The 14,595-nt window shown below is 75.3% G+C and carries 14 protein-coding genes; 6 read left to right on the plus strand and 8 right to left on the minus strand.

The window, feature by feature from the left end; genetic code table 11:
* The first annotated feature begins 87 nt into the window (after nucleotides 1-87).
* Nucleotides 88-912 carry a DapH/DapD/GlmU-related protein gene (locus KBZ10_RS23250; RefSeq protein ID WP_210989658.1) on the plus strand — a complete coding sequence of 275 codons (825 nt, stop codon included), beginning with the start codon at nucleotides 88-90 and terminating at the stop codon, nucleotides 910-912.
* 317 nt (nucleotides 913-1,229) lie between these two features.
* Here KBZ10_RS23250 and KBZ10_RS23255 read toward each other — a convergent pair whose 3' ends face one another.
* A complete protein-coding gene (locus KBZ10_RS23255; protein WP_210989659.1) occupies nucleotides 1,230-2,102 on the minus strand; it encodes an EamA family transporter in 873 nt (290 codons plus the stop codon).
* A 109-nt stretch (nucleotides 2,103-2,211) separates the two neighbouring features.
* Here KBZ10_RS23255 and KBZ10_RS23260 point away from each other — a divergent pair, with 109 nt between their 5' ends.
* Nucleotides 2,212-2,784 (plus strand): helix-turn-helix domain-containing protein, encoded by a 573-nt coding sequence (locus KBZ10_RS23260; RefSeq protein WP_210989722.1) that lies wholly within the window; start codon nucleotides 2,212-2,214, stop codon nucleotides 2,782-2,784.
* A 52-nt stretch (nucleotides 2,785-2,836) separates the two neighbouring features.
* Here KBZ10_RS23260 and KBZ10_RS23265 read toward each other — a convergent pair whose 3' ends face one another.
* Nucleotides 2,837-3,250: a CoA-binding protein gene (locus KBZ10_RS23265; RefSeq protein WP_210989660.1), complete on the minus strand. Its 414-nt coding sequence runs from the start codon at nucleotides 3,248-3,250 to the stop codon at nucleotides 2,837-2,839.
* A gap of 73 nt (nucleotides 3,251-3,323) precedes the next feature.
* Between KBZ10_RS23265 and KBZ10_RS23270 the strand changes: the two genes are divergently transcribed.
* Nucleotides 3,324-3,953, plus strand: coding sequence for a YigZ family protein (locus KBZ10_RS23270; RefSeq protein WP_210989661.1), 630 nt, complete (start codon nucleotides 3,324-3,326; stop codon nucleotides 3,951-3,953).
* A 337-nt stretch (nucleotides 3,954-4,290) separates the two neighbouring features.
* Nucleotides 4,291-5,103 (plus strand): HAD family phosphatase, encoded by an 813-nt coding sequence (locus KBZ10_RS23275; protein WP_210989662.1) that lies wholly within the window; start codon nucleotides 4,291-4,293, stop codon nucleotides 5,101-5,103.
* A gap of 96 nt (nucleotides 5,104-5,199) precedes the next feature.
* Here the strand turns inward: KBZ10_RS23275 and KBZ10_RS23280 are convergent, their stop codons facing one another.
* The gene (locus KBZ10_RS23280) at nucleotides 5,200-5,877 is read right to left on the minus strand and encodes a DAK2 domain-containing protein (RefSeq protein ID WP_210989663.1); all 678 of its coding nucleotides are present in this window, start codon (nucleotides 5,875-5,877) and stop codon (nucleotides 5,200-5,202) included.
* A 23-nt stretch (nucleotides 5,878-5,900) separates the two neighbouring features.
* Nucleotides 5,901-6,899, minus strand: coding sequence for a dihydroxyacetone kinase subunit DhaK (locus tag KBZ10_RS23285; protein ID WP_210989723.1), 999 nt, complete (start codon nucleotides 6,897-6,899; stop codon nucleotides 5,901-5,903).
* 263 nt (nucleotides 6,900-7,162) lie between these two features.
* Between KBZ10_RS23285 and KBZ10_RS23290 the strand changes: the two genes are divergently transcribed.
* Together KBZ10_RS23290 and KBZ10_RS23295 are read left to right on the plus strand one after the other, a co-directional pair.
* The gene (locus KBZ10_RS23290; protein ID WP_210989664.1) at nucleotides 7,163-8,326 is read left to right on the plus strand and encodes an exonuclease SbcCD subunit D; all 1,164 of its coding nucleotides are present in this window, start codon (nucleotides 7,163-7,165) and stop codon (nucleotides 8,324-8,326) included.
* Complete coding sequence (locus tag KBZ10_RS23295; RefSeq protein ID WP_210989665.1) at nucleotides 8,323-11,334, plus strand: AAA family ATPase; 3,012 nt, start codon at nucleotides 8,323-8,325, stop codon at nucleotides 11,332-11,334. The genes KBZ10_RS23290 and KBZ10_RS23295 overlap by 4 nt, the downstream gene beginning before the upstream one ends.
* Nucleotides 11,335-11,400: 66 nt before the next feature.
* On the opposite strand, the gene KBZ10_RS23300 is transcribed toward KBZ10_RS23295, so the two are convergent.
* The 4 genes from KBZ10_RS23300 to KBZ10_RS23315 all read right to left on the minus strand — a co-directional run bounded on the left by KBZ10_RS23300 (nucleotide 11,401) and on the right by KBZ10_RS23315 (nucleotide 14,561).
* Nucleotides 11,401-11,772 (minus strand): hypothetical protein, encoded by a 372-nt coding sequence (locus KBZ10_RS23300; RefSeq protein ID WP_019708304.1) that lies wholly within the window; start codon nucleotides 11,770-11,772, stop codon nucleotides 11,401-11,403.
* A 2-nt stretch (nucleotides 11,773-11,774) separates the two neighbouring features.
* Nucleotides 11,775-12,026: a hypothetical protein gene (locus KBZ10_RS23305; protein WP_210989666.1), complete on the minus strand. Its 252-nt coding sequence runs from the start codon at nucleotides 12,024-12,026 to the stop codon at nucleotides 11,775-11,777.
* A gap of 210 nt (nucleotides 12,027-12,236) precedes the next feature.
* Entirely contained in the window at nucleotides 12,237-13,925 is a 1,689-nt protein-coding gene (locus KBZ10_RS23310) for a DUF885 domain-containing protein (RefSeq protein WP_210989667.1), read from the minus strand.
* Nucleotides 13,926-14,087: 162 nt separating this feature from the next.
* The gene (locus tag KBZ10_RS23315; protein WP_210989668.1) at nucleotides 14,088-14,561 is read right to left on the minus strand and encodes an Lrp/AsnC family transcriptional regulator; all 474 of its coding nucleotides are present in this window, start codon (nucleotides 14,559-14,561) and stop codon (nucleotides 14,088-14,090) included.
* Nucleotides 14,562-14,595 lie beyond the last annotated feature (34 nt).

Genomic DNA, 14,595 nt, shown 5'->3' on the forward strand with positions numbered 1-14,595 from the left:
CGTTGACCGCCCCGCCGGTGCGCCGTGGGGTGAAGGTCACAGCCGGTTCCCGGTCCCGGCGGGGCTACCGCTGAGTACCGTGGCCGGGTGCCGAAGAAGCAGAAGCTGTTCCCCGCCCTCGCGGCCTGGCGCCGCCGGACGCTCTCGCGGGCCGTGCACCGCGGCGCGCGCTGGGTGCGGGAGACCGGAGCCGTCACCGCGGACCGCCCGGGCCCGTACCGCTTCGGCCGGATCGGCGAGGGCACCCGGCTCGCGTACCCCCAGGGCACGGTGTTCGGGGAGGAGTGGATACGCCTCGGTGAGCACTGCGTGATAGGCGAACAGGTCACGCTCACCGCCGGGATGATGCCCGGGCTGGACCTCGGCCCCGACCCCGTGCTGACCCTGGGCAACGGCGTGGTGCTGGGCCGGGGGAGCCATGTGGTGGCCTCGCGGCCGGTGGTCTTCGGCGACGACGTCTTCTGCGGCCCGTATGTCTACGTCACCAGCGACAACCACTCCTACGACGACCCCGGCACCCCCGTGGGCCGCCAGTGGCCGCGCACCGCGCCGGTCGAGATCGGCTCCGGCAGCTGGCTCGGCGCGGGCGCGGTGATACTGCCCGGGGCGCGGCTCGGCCGCAATGTGGTGGTGGCCGCCGGTTCGGTGGTGCGCGGCACGGTCCCCGACCACGCGGTGGTGGCCGGGGCGCCGGCCCGGGTGGTCCGCCGCTGGGAGCCGGGGGCGGGCTGGCAGCCGCCGCTGCGGACGCCGGCGCCGGTCCCGCCGCCCGGGGACGCCACGCCGGAGCAGCTGCGCGCGCTGGAGGGGGCCACGCCGGAGCAGCTGCGGGCACTGGCCGCGCTCGGCTCCCTCACGGAGGACCTCCCGCCGGGGGAAGCGGACGCGGACCGGGCACCGGCCGGCCGCTGACCGCCCGGGCGCGGACGGCGGACGGCGGGGTACCGTCACGGGCACGGGACGAGGAGGGGAGACCCGGCATGAGCAACCGCGGACTGCGGATCCTGCTGGCCGTGGCGGTCGCCGTCCAGGGGATCGCGCTGCTGATGTACGCGCTCCGGCGTCACTGACCGGTGCGGTACCCGAACACGCCCGCGCACCCCGGCCCGAGGACGTCGGGGACGGCCCGCGGCCCGGGGACGTCCGTGGTGGACGGGACGCCGGAGCCGGACCGGGCGTCCGCCGTGGCCGGGAGGAGGCCCGGGGCGGCGGGCCCGTTCCCCGGGCCGTCAGCCCGCCGTGAGCAGGGTGGTGCCGAGCAGAGCCAGCCCCGCGCCGACCGCCTGCACCCCCAGCAGCCGCTCCTTGAGCAGGCCGCGCGCCGCGAGCGCGGTGACGACCGGATAGAGCGAGGCGAGCACCGCGGCGACGGTGACCGGCCCGTGCTGGGCGGCGAGCGCGTAGGTGCCGTTCGCCGCGACGTCGGCGAGGCCCACGAAGGCCAGGGAGGGCAGCGCGGCGCGGAGCGCGTCCGGTCCGCCCCCCGCCCCCGGCGGCAGGGCCGCGCCGCCGCGCCGCACGGACACCAGCAGCGAGGCGCCGCCGACCGCGATGTTCGCCAGCCGCTGGACGAAGAGGGCGAGGAACAGGCCGTTCAGCGTCGAGGACGCCTCCGCGATGAGGGCCATCACCGTGCCGAAGCCGAACGCCGCCACCAGGGTGTAGAGGACCGCGCGCCGCTGGACCGGCGCACCGCGCAGTTCGGGACCGCCCGCCAGCAGCACCCCGGCCACGGCGACCAGGATGCCCACGGCCTGCAGGAGCCCCGGGCGCTCGCCGAGCACCAGCCCCACCCCGACCGGCACGGCGACCCCGATAGACCCCAGGGGCGAGACGACGCCCATCGGGCCGAGGGCCAGGGCCTTGTAGAAGGCGAACATGGCGGCGGGCCCGGCCACACCGGCGGCCACCGCGAACCACAGCTGCGGTCCGGCCTCCCGCCAGGCGCCGGTGAGCAGCACGATCACTCCCAGCACCGCCGCCGCGATGGTCTGGGAGACCACGACCACGGTGAGCGCGGGGATACGGCGGGTCAGCAGCCCGCCGCCGAAGTCGGCAAGCCCCCAGAGGAGACTGGAGGCGAGGGCGAGGACCGCGGTCATGTGTTCCCCCGAAGTACTGGAAGTGCAGTGCGATGGACGTTCCGGTGCATCACACAGTAGTACAGGATACTGAACCGATACATCAAAAAGATTGGACCCCGGACTCGCTGTGACGGACCTCGACCACCTCACCCAGTCCCTGGCGCGCAACCTCAGACGCTGGCGGGGCGAACGCGGCTTCACCCTGGACACCCTCGCCGCCCGCGCCGGAGTCAGCCGCGGCATGATCATCCAGATCGAGCAGGCCCGGACCAATCCGAGCGTCGGCACCACGGTGAAGCTCGCCGACGCCCTCGGCGTCAGCGTCACCGCCCTCCTCGACTACGACCAGGAGCCCCGGGTCCGGGTCGTGCAGCCCGAGGAGGCGGTGCGCATGTGGTCCACGGAGGCCGGCAGCGCCACCGTGCTGCTCGCCGGCGTCCAGGCCCCGGGGCCGCTGGAACTGTGGGGCTGGACGCTGGTGTCCGGCGAGGGCAGCACGTCCGACGCGCACCCCGCCGGCACCCAGGAACTCCTGCACGTCCGGGCGGGGGAGCTGACGCTGGTGCTGGACGGGGAGGAGTACCGGGTCCCGGCCGGGTCGTCCGCCTCCTTCGAGGCCGACGTGCCGCACGGCTACCGCAACGACGGGACGGAGACCGTCGAGATGAGCATGGTGGTGTCGGTCCCGCCCGTCCGCTGAGGCGCCCGCGCACGGTGGAGCCCGGCCGCGGGCGTCCCGGGGGCGGCCCCGGTCAGCCGAGCCGCGGGATCTCGATGGCCGGGCAGCGGTCCATCACCATGTCCAGACCGGCGGCGCGGACCCGCGCGTACGCCTGTTCGTCCACCACGCCGAGCTGGAACCAGACCGCTTTCGCGCCGATCGCCACCGCCTGGTCGGCGATCCGCCCCGCCAGCGCGCTGTTGACGAAGACGTCCACCACGTCCACCGGGAACGGGATCTCCGCCAGGGAGGCGTAGCCCCGCTCGCCGTGCACCGGCTCGGCCCTGGGGTGCACCGGCACGATGCGCTTGCCGAAGCGCTGCAGTACCGCCGCCACGCCGTGGGCGGCCCGCGCCCTGTTCGAGGACAGGCCCACCACCGCCCAGGTGTCGCCGGTGCCGGTCAGGATCCGCCGGATCGTCTCCGTGTCCGCGTCTGTGTGCATGCCGGCACGAACAGGCCGCGTTCCCGCGGCATTCCCGCAGCCCTTAGGCTGACGGGATGGAGTCGCAGCGGTGATGGAGGACCAGCGGTACCGCACGGTGGCGCACGAGGGCGAACACGAGATCGAGATCAAGAAGTCCCGTTTCCTCACCACGCTCGCTCCCGCGGCCACCGAGGGAGACGCGCAGGCGGTGATCCGCCGCGTCCGGGAGCGGCACCCGGGCGCCACCCACCACTGCTGGGCCTATGTCCTGGGCGCCTCCGGCGGCGTGCAGAAGTCGAGTGACGACGGTGAGCCCGGCGGTACCGCCGGCGTTCCCATGCTCCAGATGCTCCTCCGCCGCGAGGTGCGTGACACCGTCGCCGTCGTCACCCGCTGGTTCGGCGGGGTGCAGCTCGGCGCGGGCGGCCTGATCCGGGCCTACGGGGGCGCGGTCGGGCGGACCCTGGACGTGCTCGGCACCGTCACCCGCCGGCCGCTGCGGCTGGCCACCGTGACGGTCGACCACCGGCGCGCCGGAAAGCTGGAGAACGACCTGCGGGCGACCGGCCGCAGGGTGCGCGGGGTGCGCTACGGCGACCGGGTCCGCATCGAGATCGGCGTGGCCGAGGCGGACCTCGACCGGTTCCGCGGCTGGCTCGCCGACGCCACGGCCGGGACCGCCGGGCTGGAACTCGGCGCCGTGACGTACGTGGAGGGCTGATCTCCCGCGGGCGCAGCCCCCGCCCGCATTTTCCCTTTCCGGCGGAGTGGTAATCGGACCGTTATTCGTGTATTCCGCTGCGGATATCCATATCACTTAACCCTATTTAGCCGGGGCCAATTGACGTGGTCGCCGGGGGGAATTTACCGTAGTTTTTGCGATGTCCCCTCAATTTCCTGGGTGACACGACAGAGGCGTGGCTGCCCCGTTCCGGGGCGTCATTTCCCCCGAACGCGGTGGCGGCCGACCGTGTGGAAAATCCTTTCTGTTGACCGGGAAAGGTGACGGGGGGACCGGCCGCAGTCCACACCGGACCCACTCGAAGAAGGTCGGAAAAGTGACAGCAGACCGGATTTTCACCTGGACCCCGAAGGCCGTCGTCTTCGACTGCGACGGCACCCTGATGGACACCGAACGCCACTGGCAGGAGGCCCGGCGACACGTGCTCCGGGAGTACGGAGCCACCCCCGGGCCGGAATTCGACGAGCGTGCCAAGGGAATTCACTACACCGACTGCGGCCGTTTGCTGGCGGAGACGGCGGGGCGCCCGGAACTGACCGGAAAAATGACCGAGGAGTTGCTGGACAGTTTCCGCTCGCTCGTCGCCGGGGATCCCGTTACGGCGCCCGGGGCCGTGGAAATGGTGGCTCTGGCCCATGACTTCGCCCCGCTCGCGGTGGCCAGCAACTGCCCGCGCGATGTCGTCGAGACCTGTCTGGACACGGCGGGCCTGCTGCTCTATTTCGACCATATCGTCGTGCCGGGCGAGGGGATGGCGCCCAAACCCGACCCGGACGTCTACCTCGCCGCCGCCGACGCCTGCGGCACCGATCCGGCGGAGTGCCTGGCGGTCGAGGACTCGCTCTGCGGCATCCGGTCCGCCGTCCGTGCGGGCATGCGGGTCATCGGCGTCGGTCCGCGGCCCGACGAGGAGTCCACCGCCCTGGTGGATCTCTGGGTGCCCTCGCTCGGGGAGCCCCGGCTCGTCGCCTGGGCGGAGAGCCGTCCGGCGATCGCCGAGGGGCCGTCCGGCGGCACCGAGCCGCGCGTCGTGCCGCCGCGCCCCGCGCCCTCCGGGTCCGTGGCTCCCCGGACGGTCCGGCGGGGGAGGTCCTCCCCCGGCCGGGGGACCCCCGGGACCGCCTCCTGACGGACCGGGCCCGTCGCCGCCGGCCGCCCCCGGCCGGCGGCCGGGACCTCCGCCGTCCCGCGCGCGGGCGGCCGGAGGCGGGGCGGCCGGCGCGCGTCACGGCCGGCAGTCCCCGAGGAACGGGGTGAGTGTCCTGACACCGCCGCCCGCCGAGGCGTAGAGCAGGCCGATGCCCACCGCACCCGGGTCCGGCACTCCGGACACCCGGTCGCCGAGGTAGCTGGCGCGCCCGCGCCGGGCCCGGAGCAGCGCGCTGTTCCGCACGCCTTCCCAGGCGCCCTCGGCGGCGCGCGCCAGGGCCGTGTCGGGAGGCGTGTCCGGCGGGCAGGCACCGAGCGCGCGGGCGGCCGGGGCCAGGGCGTCGACCAGCGTCTTGTCCCCGGCCCGGGCCTCGCCGACCCGCTGGATCACGGCCAGCCCCTCCCGGGTGCCGGCCGCGAGACCGGACGTGGTGAGGCCGGGCCCGGTATCGCGGACGGCACCGGCGAGCCGCTGGAAGAGCAGGCCGAACAGCGGGCCGCTCGTCCCGCCGACACTGTCGAGGAAGGCCGTCGCCGTGGTGAGCAGGGGGGCGGAGGCGTCCCGCGGCTCCCCGCCGGCGGCGGCCCCGTCCAGCATCCGCAGCGCGGTCGTCAGCCCGGTGGTGAGGTTGACGCCGAAGTCGCCGTCCCCCGCCCGCTGGTCCAGAGCGGTGAGCTCCGGTTCCGTGGCCCGCACCGACTCGGCGAACCGCCGTATCCACCCGCCGGTGAAGGCGGCATCGAAGGTCGTCATGGCATCAGTCCCTGGGGTCGTGACTACCGGCGCCACGCCGGAGTGTGCGCGGGCGCGTCGTACCAGTCCGTGACCGCGTCGTCGGCGACGAGCAGCGTCAGGGAGAAGCCCCGCATGTCGAGCGCGGTCACGAAGTGCCCCACGAGGCTGCGCCGCAGTTCGACACCCTGGCGGTCCAGCAGGCGGCCGAGTTCCCGCGCGATGGCGTACAGCTCCAGGCCGGTCACCGAGCCCAGGCCGTTGACGAGGGCGATCACGGACTCGCCGCGGTCCGGCGCCAGGGAGCCCAGCAGGGTGCCCGTCATCATCTCCAGCAGGCTGTCCAGCGGCTCGTGGACCACCGTGCGGTCCGCCCGTTCCCCGTGGATGCCGACGCCGAACTCCAGGCGGCCGCCGGGGATGTCGAAGGCCGGGGCACCGTCCGCCGGCGCGGTGTGGGCCGCCGAGGCGACGGCCAGGCTGCGGCAGCGGCCCGCCAGCGAGGCGCCGAGGTCGGCCAGGTCCGCCAGACCGGCCCCCGAGTCGGCGGCCGCGCCCAGGATCTTCTCCAGGAGGACGGTCGCCCCCGTACCGCGCCGGCCCACGGCGATGTCCTCGGACTCCGACGCGATGTCGTCGTCGATCAGCACCCGGGCGACGGGAATGCCCTCGTCCGCCAGCCGCTCGGCGGCGATACCGAAATTGATCTTGTCTCCGGTGTAGTTCTTCACCAGGTGCAGCACCCCGTCCCGGCGGGCGACGGCCCGCGAGGCGGCGAACACCTGCCGGTTGTGCGGCGAGGTGAAGATCATCCCGGGGGTGGCGGCGTCCAGCATGCCGGCCCCGACGAACCCGATGTGCAGCGGTTCGTGCCCGGAACCGCCGCCCGACAGCAGACCGACCCTGCGGTCCGGCGAACGGCGCAGGGCGCGGACGAACCCGCCCTCGGCGTCGTGTTCGATCAGATCCCGGTGCGCCCGGGCGAAGCCCTCGAGGGCGTCCGACACCAGTGATTCGGGTGCTCTCGCGAAGTACGGGGCCATGGCGACTCCTGTGGTGATCACGGCCAGGATGTCCTGACGGTGCCTCCGACTTCCGCTGTCCGACCATCGTGCGGCGGCGGGTGGGCCACGGCAACTCGTGGCCGCCTCCGCGGCACCCCTTACCACAGCGCAGGCGGTTCCGCCCGCCGGCGGCCGCGGTGCGGGTGGGGCCACTAGAGTGTCCGGTGCCAGGGAGCCGGCTGTGGCGGCCGGCCCGACCGACGAGGACGCGGGGGACGGACGGTGCGCGTGGGGGCCCCGCTGTGAGATTCCTGCACACCTCCGACTGGCATCTCGGCCGGTCGTTCCACCGGGTGGGCCTGCTGGACGCCCAGGCCGCCTTCCTCGATCACCTCGTCGGCACGGTACGGGAGCAGCGGATCGGCGCCGTCCTCGTCGCGGGCGACGTCTACGACCGGGCCGTACCGCCGCTCGCCGCCGTCGAGTTGTACGACGACGCGCTGCACCGGCTGGCCGCGCTCGGCGTCCCCGTGGTGATGATCTCCGGCAACCACGACTCCGCCCGCCGGCTGGGCGTCGGCGCCGGGCTCATGGAGCGCGCCGGAATCCACCTCCGCACCGATCCGGGCCGTATCGGCACCCCCGTCCTCCTGGCCGACGAGCACGGCGAGATCGCCTGCTACGGGCTGCCCTACCTCGAACCCGCCCTGGTCCGCGAGCGGCTGGACGCGGAGAGGGCCGGCCACGCCGCCGTCCTCGGCGCCGCCATGGACCGGGTGCGGGCCGACCTCGCGGCCCGTCCCGCCGGAACCCGGTCCGTCGTCCTCGCCCACGCCTTCGTCTCCGGCGGCGCGGCCAGCGACAGCGAGCGCGACATCACCGTGGGCGGTGCCGCCGCCGTCCCCGCCGGGGTGTTCGACGGCGTCGACTACGCCGCGCTCGGCCACCTCCACGGCTGCCAGACCATCACGGAGCGGGTCCGCTACTCCGGTTCCCCGCTGGCCTACTCCTTCTCCGAGGCTGGGCACCGCAAGAGCATGTGGCTCGTCGACCTCGGAGCCGGCGGCGCTCTCACCGCCGAGCGCGTCGACTGCCCCGTGCCCCGCCCGCTCGCCCGGATCCGCGGCCGGCTGGACGAACTCCTGGCCGATCCGCGGCTGGAGGCGGCGGAGGACGCCTGGGTCGAGGCCACCCTCACCGACCCGGTCCGCCCGCACGAGCCGATGGCCCGGCTCGGCCGGCGCTTCCCGCACCTCCTCACCCTGGTCTTCGAGCCCGACCGCGCGCCCGGCGACCCGCGCGCCTCGTACGCCGAACGGATCGGCGGGCGCACCGACCAGCAGATCGCGGAGGACTTCGTCGGCCACGTCCGCGGCGGCGGCCCGGACGAACGCGAACGCGCCGTGCTCCGCGACGCCTTCGACACCGCCCGTGCCGCCGACCCCCGTCACGAGGCGGCCCGATGAGGCTCCACCGGCTGCGCGTCAGCGCCTTCGGCCCCTTCGGCGGCACGCACGAGATCGACTTCGACGAGCTGTCCGCCGCCGGGCTCTTCCTGCTGCACGGCCCGACCGGGGCCGGCAAGACCTCGGTGCTCGACGCGGTCTGCTACGCCCTGTACGGCGGTGTGCCCGGCGCCCGCCAGGCGAGCCTCCCGGCACTCCGCAGCGACCACGCCGAACCGGGCACCCGGACCGAGGTGCAGCTCGAACTGACGGCCGGCGGGCGCCGGCTGGAGATCACCCGCGGCCCCGAGCAGCTCCGGCCGAAGAAGCGCGGTACCGGCTCCACCACGGAGAAGGCCTGGACGTGGCTGCGGCAACACGGCCCGGACGGCTGGAAGGGGCTGAGCCGGTCCCACCAGGAGGCCGGCGAGGAGATCCACCAGCTGCTGGGGATGAACAAGGAGCAGTTCTGCCAGGTCGTCCTGCTTCCGCAGGGCGACTTCGCGCGCTTCCTCCGCGCCGACGCCGAGGCGCGCGGCAAGCTCCTCGGCCGCCTCTTCGACACCCGGCGCTTCGCCGCCGTCGAGGAACGCCTCGCCGAGCTGCGGCGCGCCGCCGAGCGGAGGGTGACCGCCGCGGACGAGCAACTCCTCGCCCTGGCCCACCGGATGGCCCAGGCCGCGGGCGAGGCCGCCGACCCGGCGGAGCACCCGCTGCCGGACGCCGCTCCCGGCCGGCCCGGCCTGGCGGAGGCCGTCCTGGAATGGGCCGCCGTCGCCCGGACGCATGTCCGGGAACGGTACGAGATCGCCGCCTCGGCGGTCCGCGCGGCCGAGGCCGCCCACCGGGACGCGGAGCGGGACAGTGAGGCCGCCGCCGAACGCGCCCGGCTGCAGCGGCGGCACGCCGAGGCCCGGCGCCGGGCCTCGGCCCTGGAGGAGGCGGCGGCGGAGCGCGCGGAGGTACGGGACCGGCTCGACCGCGCGCGGGCTGCCGCCCGGGTCGTCCCCGCGCTGGAGCTGCGCGACGCGGCAGGGCGGGACCACCGCGCGGCGAGCGATACGGAGCGGCGGCTGCGGCGGGAACTGCCCGCCGCCCTGGCGGAGGCCGGCGCCGGCCGGCTCGCCGCCCTCGAACGCGAACGCCGGGAGGACCTCGGCCGGCTCGCCGCCGCACGGCACGCCGAGGACCGGGCCGCGGCGATCAGCCGGGAGCAGCGGACCCTCGACCGCGAGGCGGAGGCCGACGAGGAGGCCCTGGCCGAGACCGAGCGCTGGCTCTGCGCCTGGGAGAGCACGAGGGACGCCCACCGCGAGCGGATCGCCGGTGCACGGGAGGCCCTCACCCGGGCCGAGACGCTGCGCGCCGAGACCGGACCGGCCGAACACCGGCTCGAAGCCGCCCGCCGCCGCGACGACCTCACCGGCCGGACCGAGGCCGCCGAGGAGCGGCTCCGCGTGCTCCGCGACCGCGCCGGCGACGCCCGGCAGCGGTGGCTCGACCTCCGGGAGCGCCGGCTGCTCGGCATCGCGGCGGAGCTCGCCGCCGGGCTCGTGCCGGGCACGGAGTGCGCCGTCTGCGGCTCCACCGAACACCCCCGGCCCGCGGCCAGGACGGCGGACCACGTCGGCCGGGCCGAGGAGGAGACGGCACACACCGCGTACCGCGCGGCCGAGGACCGCCGGGAGGACGCCGAGCGGGAGCTGCGGTCCCTCGCCGACGCGCTCGCCGCCGCCACCGGCGAGGCGGACGGGGCCGGCACCGCAGCGCTCCGGGAGACCGTCGAGCGGCTCCGCCGCGAGCACGCGCAGGCCCGGACCGCGGCCGCGGGTCTTTCCGCGGCGGAGGAGGCCCTCGACCGGGCGGAGCGGGAACGGGAACGCCGGCTGGCCGAGCAGCGGGAGACCGAGCGGCGCGCCGCCGCGCGGACCTCCCGGCGGGAATCGCTCGCCGCCGAACTCGCCTCCCTCCAGGAGGAGTTGGCGCGGGCACGGGGCAGTGCCGGGAGCGTCGCCGAGCGCGCCGCGGCCCTGGAGCGGGAGACCGCCGCGCTCGCCGGTGCCGCCGCGGCCGTCCGCGCCGCGGGGGAGGCGGCGCGCCGGCTGAAGGAGGCCGACGCCCGCCTCGCCGACGCCGCCTACGCCGCCGGCTTCGACACGCCCGCCGCGGCCGCCGGGGCCGCACTCGGCGACGACCGGCGGCGGGAACTCCAGGGCCGGCTGGACGCCTGGCAGGCCGAGACCGTCGCCGTCGCCGCCGAACTGGCCGACCCGGACGTCGCCGAGGCCGCCGGCCGGCCGCCCGCCGACCCCGGTGCCGCGCGCGCCGTCCTGGAGGCCGCCACCGCGCGGCTCCGCGCGGCCTCCGCCGCCGAGGCCGGGGCGGATCGCCGCCGTGCCGAGCTGGACCGGCTCTCCACGCAGGCCCTCGACGGCGCGCGCCGGCTCGCACCGCTCCGCCGGGACCACGAACGGGTGGCGCGGCTCGCCGGGCTCGCCGCGGGCACCTCCGCCGAGAACGCCCGCAAGATGCGCCTGGAGTCCTACGTACTGGCCGCCCGGCTGGAGCAGGTGGCCGCGGCGGCGAGCCTCCGGCTCCAGCGGATGTCCGCCGGGCGCTACACCCTCGTCCACTCCGACGCCCGCGCCCCGGGCCGCGGCCGCTCCGGACTCGGCCTGCACGTGATCGACGCCTGGACGGGCCGCGAACGCGACACCGCCACCCTCTCCGGGGGCGAGACCTTCTTCGCCTCCCTCGCCCTCGCGCTGGGGCTCGCCGACGTCGTCACGGACGAGGCGGGCGGGGCGCGCCTCGACACGCTCTTCATCGACGAGGGGTTCGGCAGCCTCGACGAGCAGACCCTCGACGAGGTGCTCGACGTCCTCGACTCCCTCCGGGAGCGGGACCGCGCGGTCGGCATCGTCAGCCACGTGCCCGACCTGCGCCGCCGCGTGCCGGCCCGGCTGGAGGTCGTCAAGACCCGCACCGGCTCGGCGGTACGGCACCACACCGTCGCCGCGGGCGGCTGAGGCGCCCCGGGTGCCCGGCGGGGCCCGCACCGCGCCGCGGTCACCGCGGGCGGCGGCCGGACGGGTTCAGATCCGCCAGGAACGGATGAGCTCGGCCGCGCCGTAGACCGTGGCGTCGGCCGACTGGAGGTCCTTGACCAGCTCGATCAGCGCACCGTACGGCGGGTCGATGCCCTCGTGCGAGGCGTGCATGTACGCGACCGCGATACCGCAGGCGAACAGCGCGTTGCGGGACGGCAGCGGCTTCAGCTGGACGATGGTGTGGAGCAGCGCGGCGGCGCGCCAGGCGGCGTCGGCGTGCTCGCCCAGACGGGGCGTGTTGACCCGGTGGCGGGCGACGGCCGCCGCGAGCGCGGAGTAGTCGTCGACGCCGGGATCGGTGGGGAGGATTTCCGTCTGGCGGGCGAGGAGCCAGCGGACGTCGATGAGGAGATCCACGCTCAGGCGGCTCCCCGCCCGCTGCCCGCGGCCCCCGCCGGAGCGTCCTCCGGAAAGGCCTCGTCGAAGGCGTCGGCGTTGTCCACGACGAAGGACCGGAAGATCTGGCTCGCCTCCGACATGGCGCGCCGCCGCGCCAGGTCGTCGGTCACGGCCTCGCGCACCAGGGCCTTGAGCGTGACGCCTCTCTCCCGGGCGGCCTCGCGGAGCTCGGCGAGCTCCTCGTCGCTGAAGTCAATGTTGAGTGCGGGCATGCCGCCACGGTACTGCGCGGGTACCCCATTGCACAGAGGGGCAGGTCAGCACGGTGTGGATCAGGTACCCGGGGCTTGGCGGGGGCGGCGGCGCGGGCGCGGCACAGCCGCTCGCCGCCGGCGGTCCCGGGCGGCCGGGTGAGCGACCTGCCGCCCGGGACCGCCACGACGCGCGGGAGCGGCCCCGCCCGGCGCCGCCCCGCCGTGCCGTCACAGCCGGGCCAGTTCCTCCTCCAGGTCGTCCAGGCCGAGCGAGCCCAGGGAGAGGGCGGCCATGTGCCACCGCTTGGCGTCGAACGCCTCTCCGCGCGCCGTCCGGGCCGCCTCGCGGCCGCGCAGCCAGGCGCGCTCGCCGAGCTTGTAGCCGATGGCCTGGCCGGGCATGCCGAGGTAGCGGGTCAGCTCGCTCTCCACGAAGTCCGCCGGGCGTCCGGAGTGGAGCCCGAAGAACTCCCCGGCCAGTTCCGGGGTCCAGCGCTCGCCCGGGTGGAACGGGGAGTCCGCGGGGATCTCCAGCTCCAGGTGCATCCCGACGTCGATGATCACACGTACGGCCCGCATCATCTGCGCGTCCAGATAGCCGATGCGGCGCTCCGGGTCGGTGAGGAAGCCCAGTTCGTCCATGAGCCGCTCCGCGTAGAGCGCCCAGCCCTCCGCGTTGGCGCTGACGGTGCCGACGGACGCCTGGTACCGGGACAGCCGGTCGGCCACGTGGGTCCACTGCGCGAGCTGGAGGTGGTGGCCGGGCACGCCCTCGTGGTACCAGGTGGAGACCAGGTCGTAGACGGGGTAGCGGTCCTCGGCCGTGGCCGGGAGCCAGGTGAAACCGGGCCGGGAGAAGTCGGCCGAGGGCTGGGTGTAGTAGGGGGCCGCGGCGCTGCCGGCGGGGGCGATCCGGGACTCCACCCGCTTGACCCGCTCCGCGAGGTCGAAGTGGGTGCCGTCCAGGGCCTCGATGGCCTCGTCCATCAGCTCCTGGAGCCAGTCGCGGGCCGCGTCCACACCCTCCAGGTGGTGCCCGTGCTCGTCGAGGTGGGCGATGGCCCTCCACGGGTCCTCCGCCGTGCCGGGCAGGATCCTCTCCGCCTCGGCGCGCATCTCGCCGAGCAGCCGGTGGAACTCCGACCAGCCGTAGGCGTACGCCTCGTCCAGGTCGAGATCGGTGCCGTTGTAGTAGCGGACCCAGCGGGCGTACCGCTCGCGGCCCACGATGTCCGGGGCCCCCTCGACGGCCGGGGCGTAATGGTCGCGCAGCCAGTCGCGCAGGTCCTCGAAGGCGGCCGTGGCGTGGGCCGCCGCCGTGTCCAGCTCACCGCGCAGCTCCGCCGGGCCGTCGGAGACGAACGCGGCGAACCAGCTGCGGTCGGTGCCCACCCACGCGTCGAGCTGCCCGATGACGGTGGCCACCTGGCGCGGCCCGGCCGGCAGCTGCCGCTTGAGGCCCTCGGCCAGCGCGGTGCGGTAGCCCTCCAGGCAGCCGGGCACGGCCCGCAGCCGCTCGGCGATCCTCGACCAGTCCTCGGCCGTGTCGTTCGGTGTGACGGTGAAGATGGCCCGGACCGCCTGCGGCGGCGAGAAGAGGTTGTTGAGGGCGCGCAGTCCTTCGCCGGCGTCGTGGACGGCGAGTTCGGCGGTGAGCCGTTCCCGGAGCAGGCGGGCGCAGCGGCGTTCCGCCTCGTCGTCCGCGCCCGGCCGGGCCTCCGCCTCGGCCAGCCGGTCCAGGGTGGCGCGTGCCAGGGCGGCGACGGCGTCCTGGCCGGCGGGGGAGAGGTCCGGCAGGCGGGAGTGGCTCCCGGTGACACCGAGATAGGTGCCCTCGAGGGGATCCAGTTCGACGAGGGCGTCGACGTGGGCGTCGGCGATCTGGCGGGGCAGGGGGCTGCTGGTGGTATCGGACATGCGGCCATCCTCATATGCCGGCGGCCGCTCCGTCACCACCATCCGGCGGCATGATCCTGTCGAAGGGTGTCCGATATCCGATACGTCAACTGCGGTAGACGGTGTCTGTCGGTGTCGAAAGGGCTTTCCCCCGCGGTGCTGACACGGGCGCGGAACCCGGCGTCAGCCCGGGGGCAGCAGGGGCCCGCACTCCCACTGCTGGAAGATCAGCCGGGTCTCGACGCGCGCCACCTCCCGGCGGGAGGTGAACTCGTCCAGCACGAGCCGCTGCAGATCCGCCGTGCCCGTCACCGCCACATGGACCAGATAGTCGTCCGGCCCGGTCAGGTGGAACAGCGCCCGCGACTCCGGCAGCGCCCGTACCCGTTCGACGAACGGCCCGATCAGCTCCCGGCGGTGCGGCCGCACCTGGACGAGCAGCAGCGCCTCCAGACCCCGGCCCAGCTTCGCCGGGTCCAGCCGCAGCGCGTTGCCGAGGATCACACCGCTGCGGCGCAGCCGCGCCACCCGGTCCAGGCAGGTCGAGGGGGCCACGCCCACCTCGGCCGCGAGGTCCCGGTACGTGGTCCGGGCATCGTTTTGCAGCAGCCGCAGAATCTGGAGATCCACCGGATCCAGAACCACCGAATCGGACATCGGCCGAACGTAGCACGGGATCCGCCCCCCAGAG

Source organism: Streptomyces sp. F63, from assembly GCF_018070345.1.
Classification (GTDB): domain Bacteria; phylum Actinomycetota; class Actinomycetes; order Streptomycetales; family Streptomycetaceae; genus Streptomyces.

Excerpts from the sequence above, each read along its gene's own strand:
- KBZ10_RS23255 (WP_210989659.1), bottom strand. The coding sequence starts at position 2,102 with ATGACCGCGGTCCTCGCCCTCGCCTCCAGTCTCCTCTGGGGGCTTGCC.
- KBZ10_RS23265 (WP_210989660.1), bottom strand. The coding sequence starts at position 3,250 with ATGCACACAGACGCGGACACGGAGACGATCCGGCGGATCCTGACCGGC.
- KBZ10_RS23270 (WP_210989661.1), top strand. The coding sequence starts at position 3,324 with ATGGAGGACCAGCGGTACCGCACGGTGGCGCACGAGGGCGAACACGAG.
- KBZ10_RS23280 (WP_210989663.1), bottom strand. The coding sequence starts at position 5,877 with ATGACGACCTTCGATGCCGCCTTCACCGGCGGGTGGATACGGCGGTTC.
- KBZ10_RS23285 (WP_210989723.1), bottom strand. The coding sequence starts at position 6,899 with ATGGCCCCGTACTTCGCGAGAGCACCCGAATCACTGGTGTCGGACGCC.
- KBZ10_RS23295 (WP_210989665.1), top strand. The coding sequence starts at position 8,323 with ATGAGGCTCCACCGGCTGCGCGTCAGCGCCTTCGGCCCCTTCGGCGGC.
- KBZ10_RS23305 (WP_210989666.1), bottom strand. The coding sequence starts at position 12,026 with ATGCCCGCACTCAACATTGACTTCAGCGACGAGGAGCTCGCCGAGCTC.
- KBZ10_RS23310 (WP_210989667.1), bottom strand. The coding sequence starts at position 13,925 with ATGTCCGATACCACCAGCAGCCCCCTGCCCCGCCAGATCGCCGACGCC.
- KBZ10_RS23315 (WP_210989668.1), bottom strand. The coding sequence starts at position 14,561 with ATGTCCGATTCGGTGGTTCTGGATCCGGTGGATCTCCAGATTCTGCGG.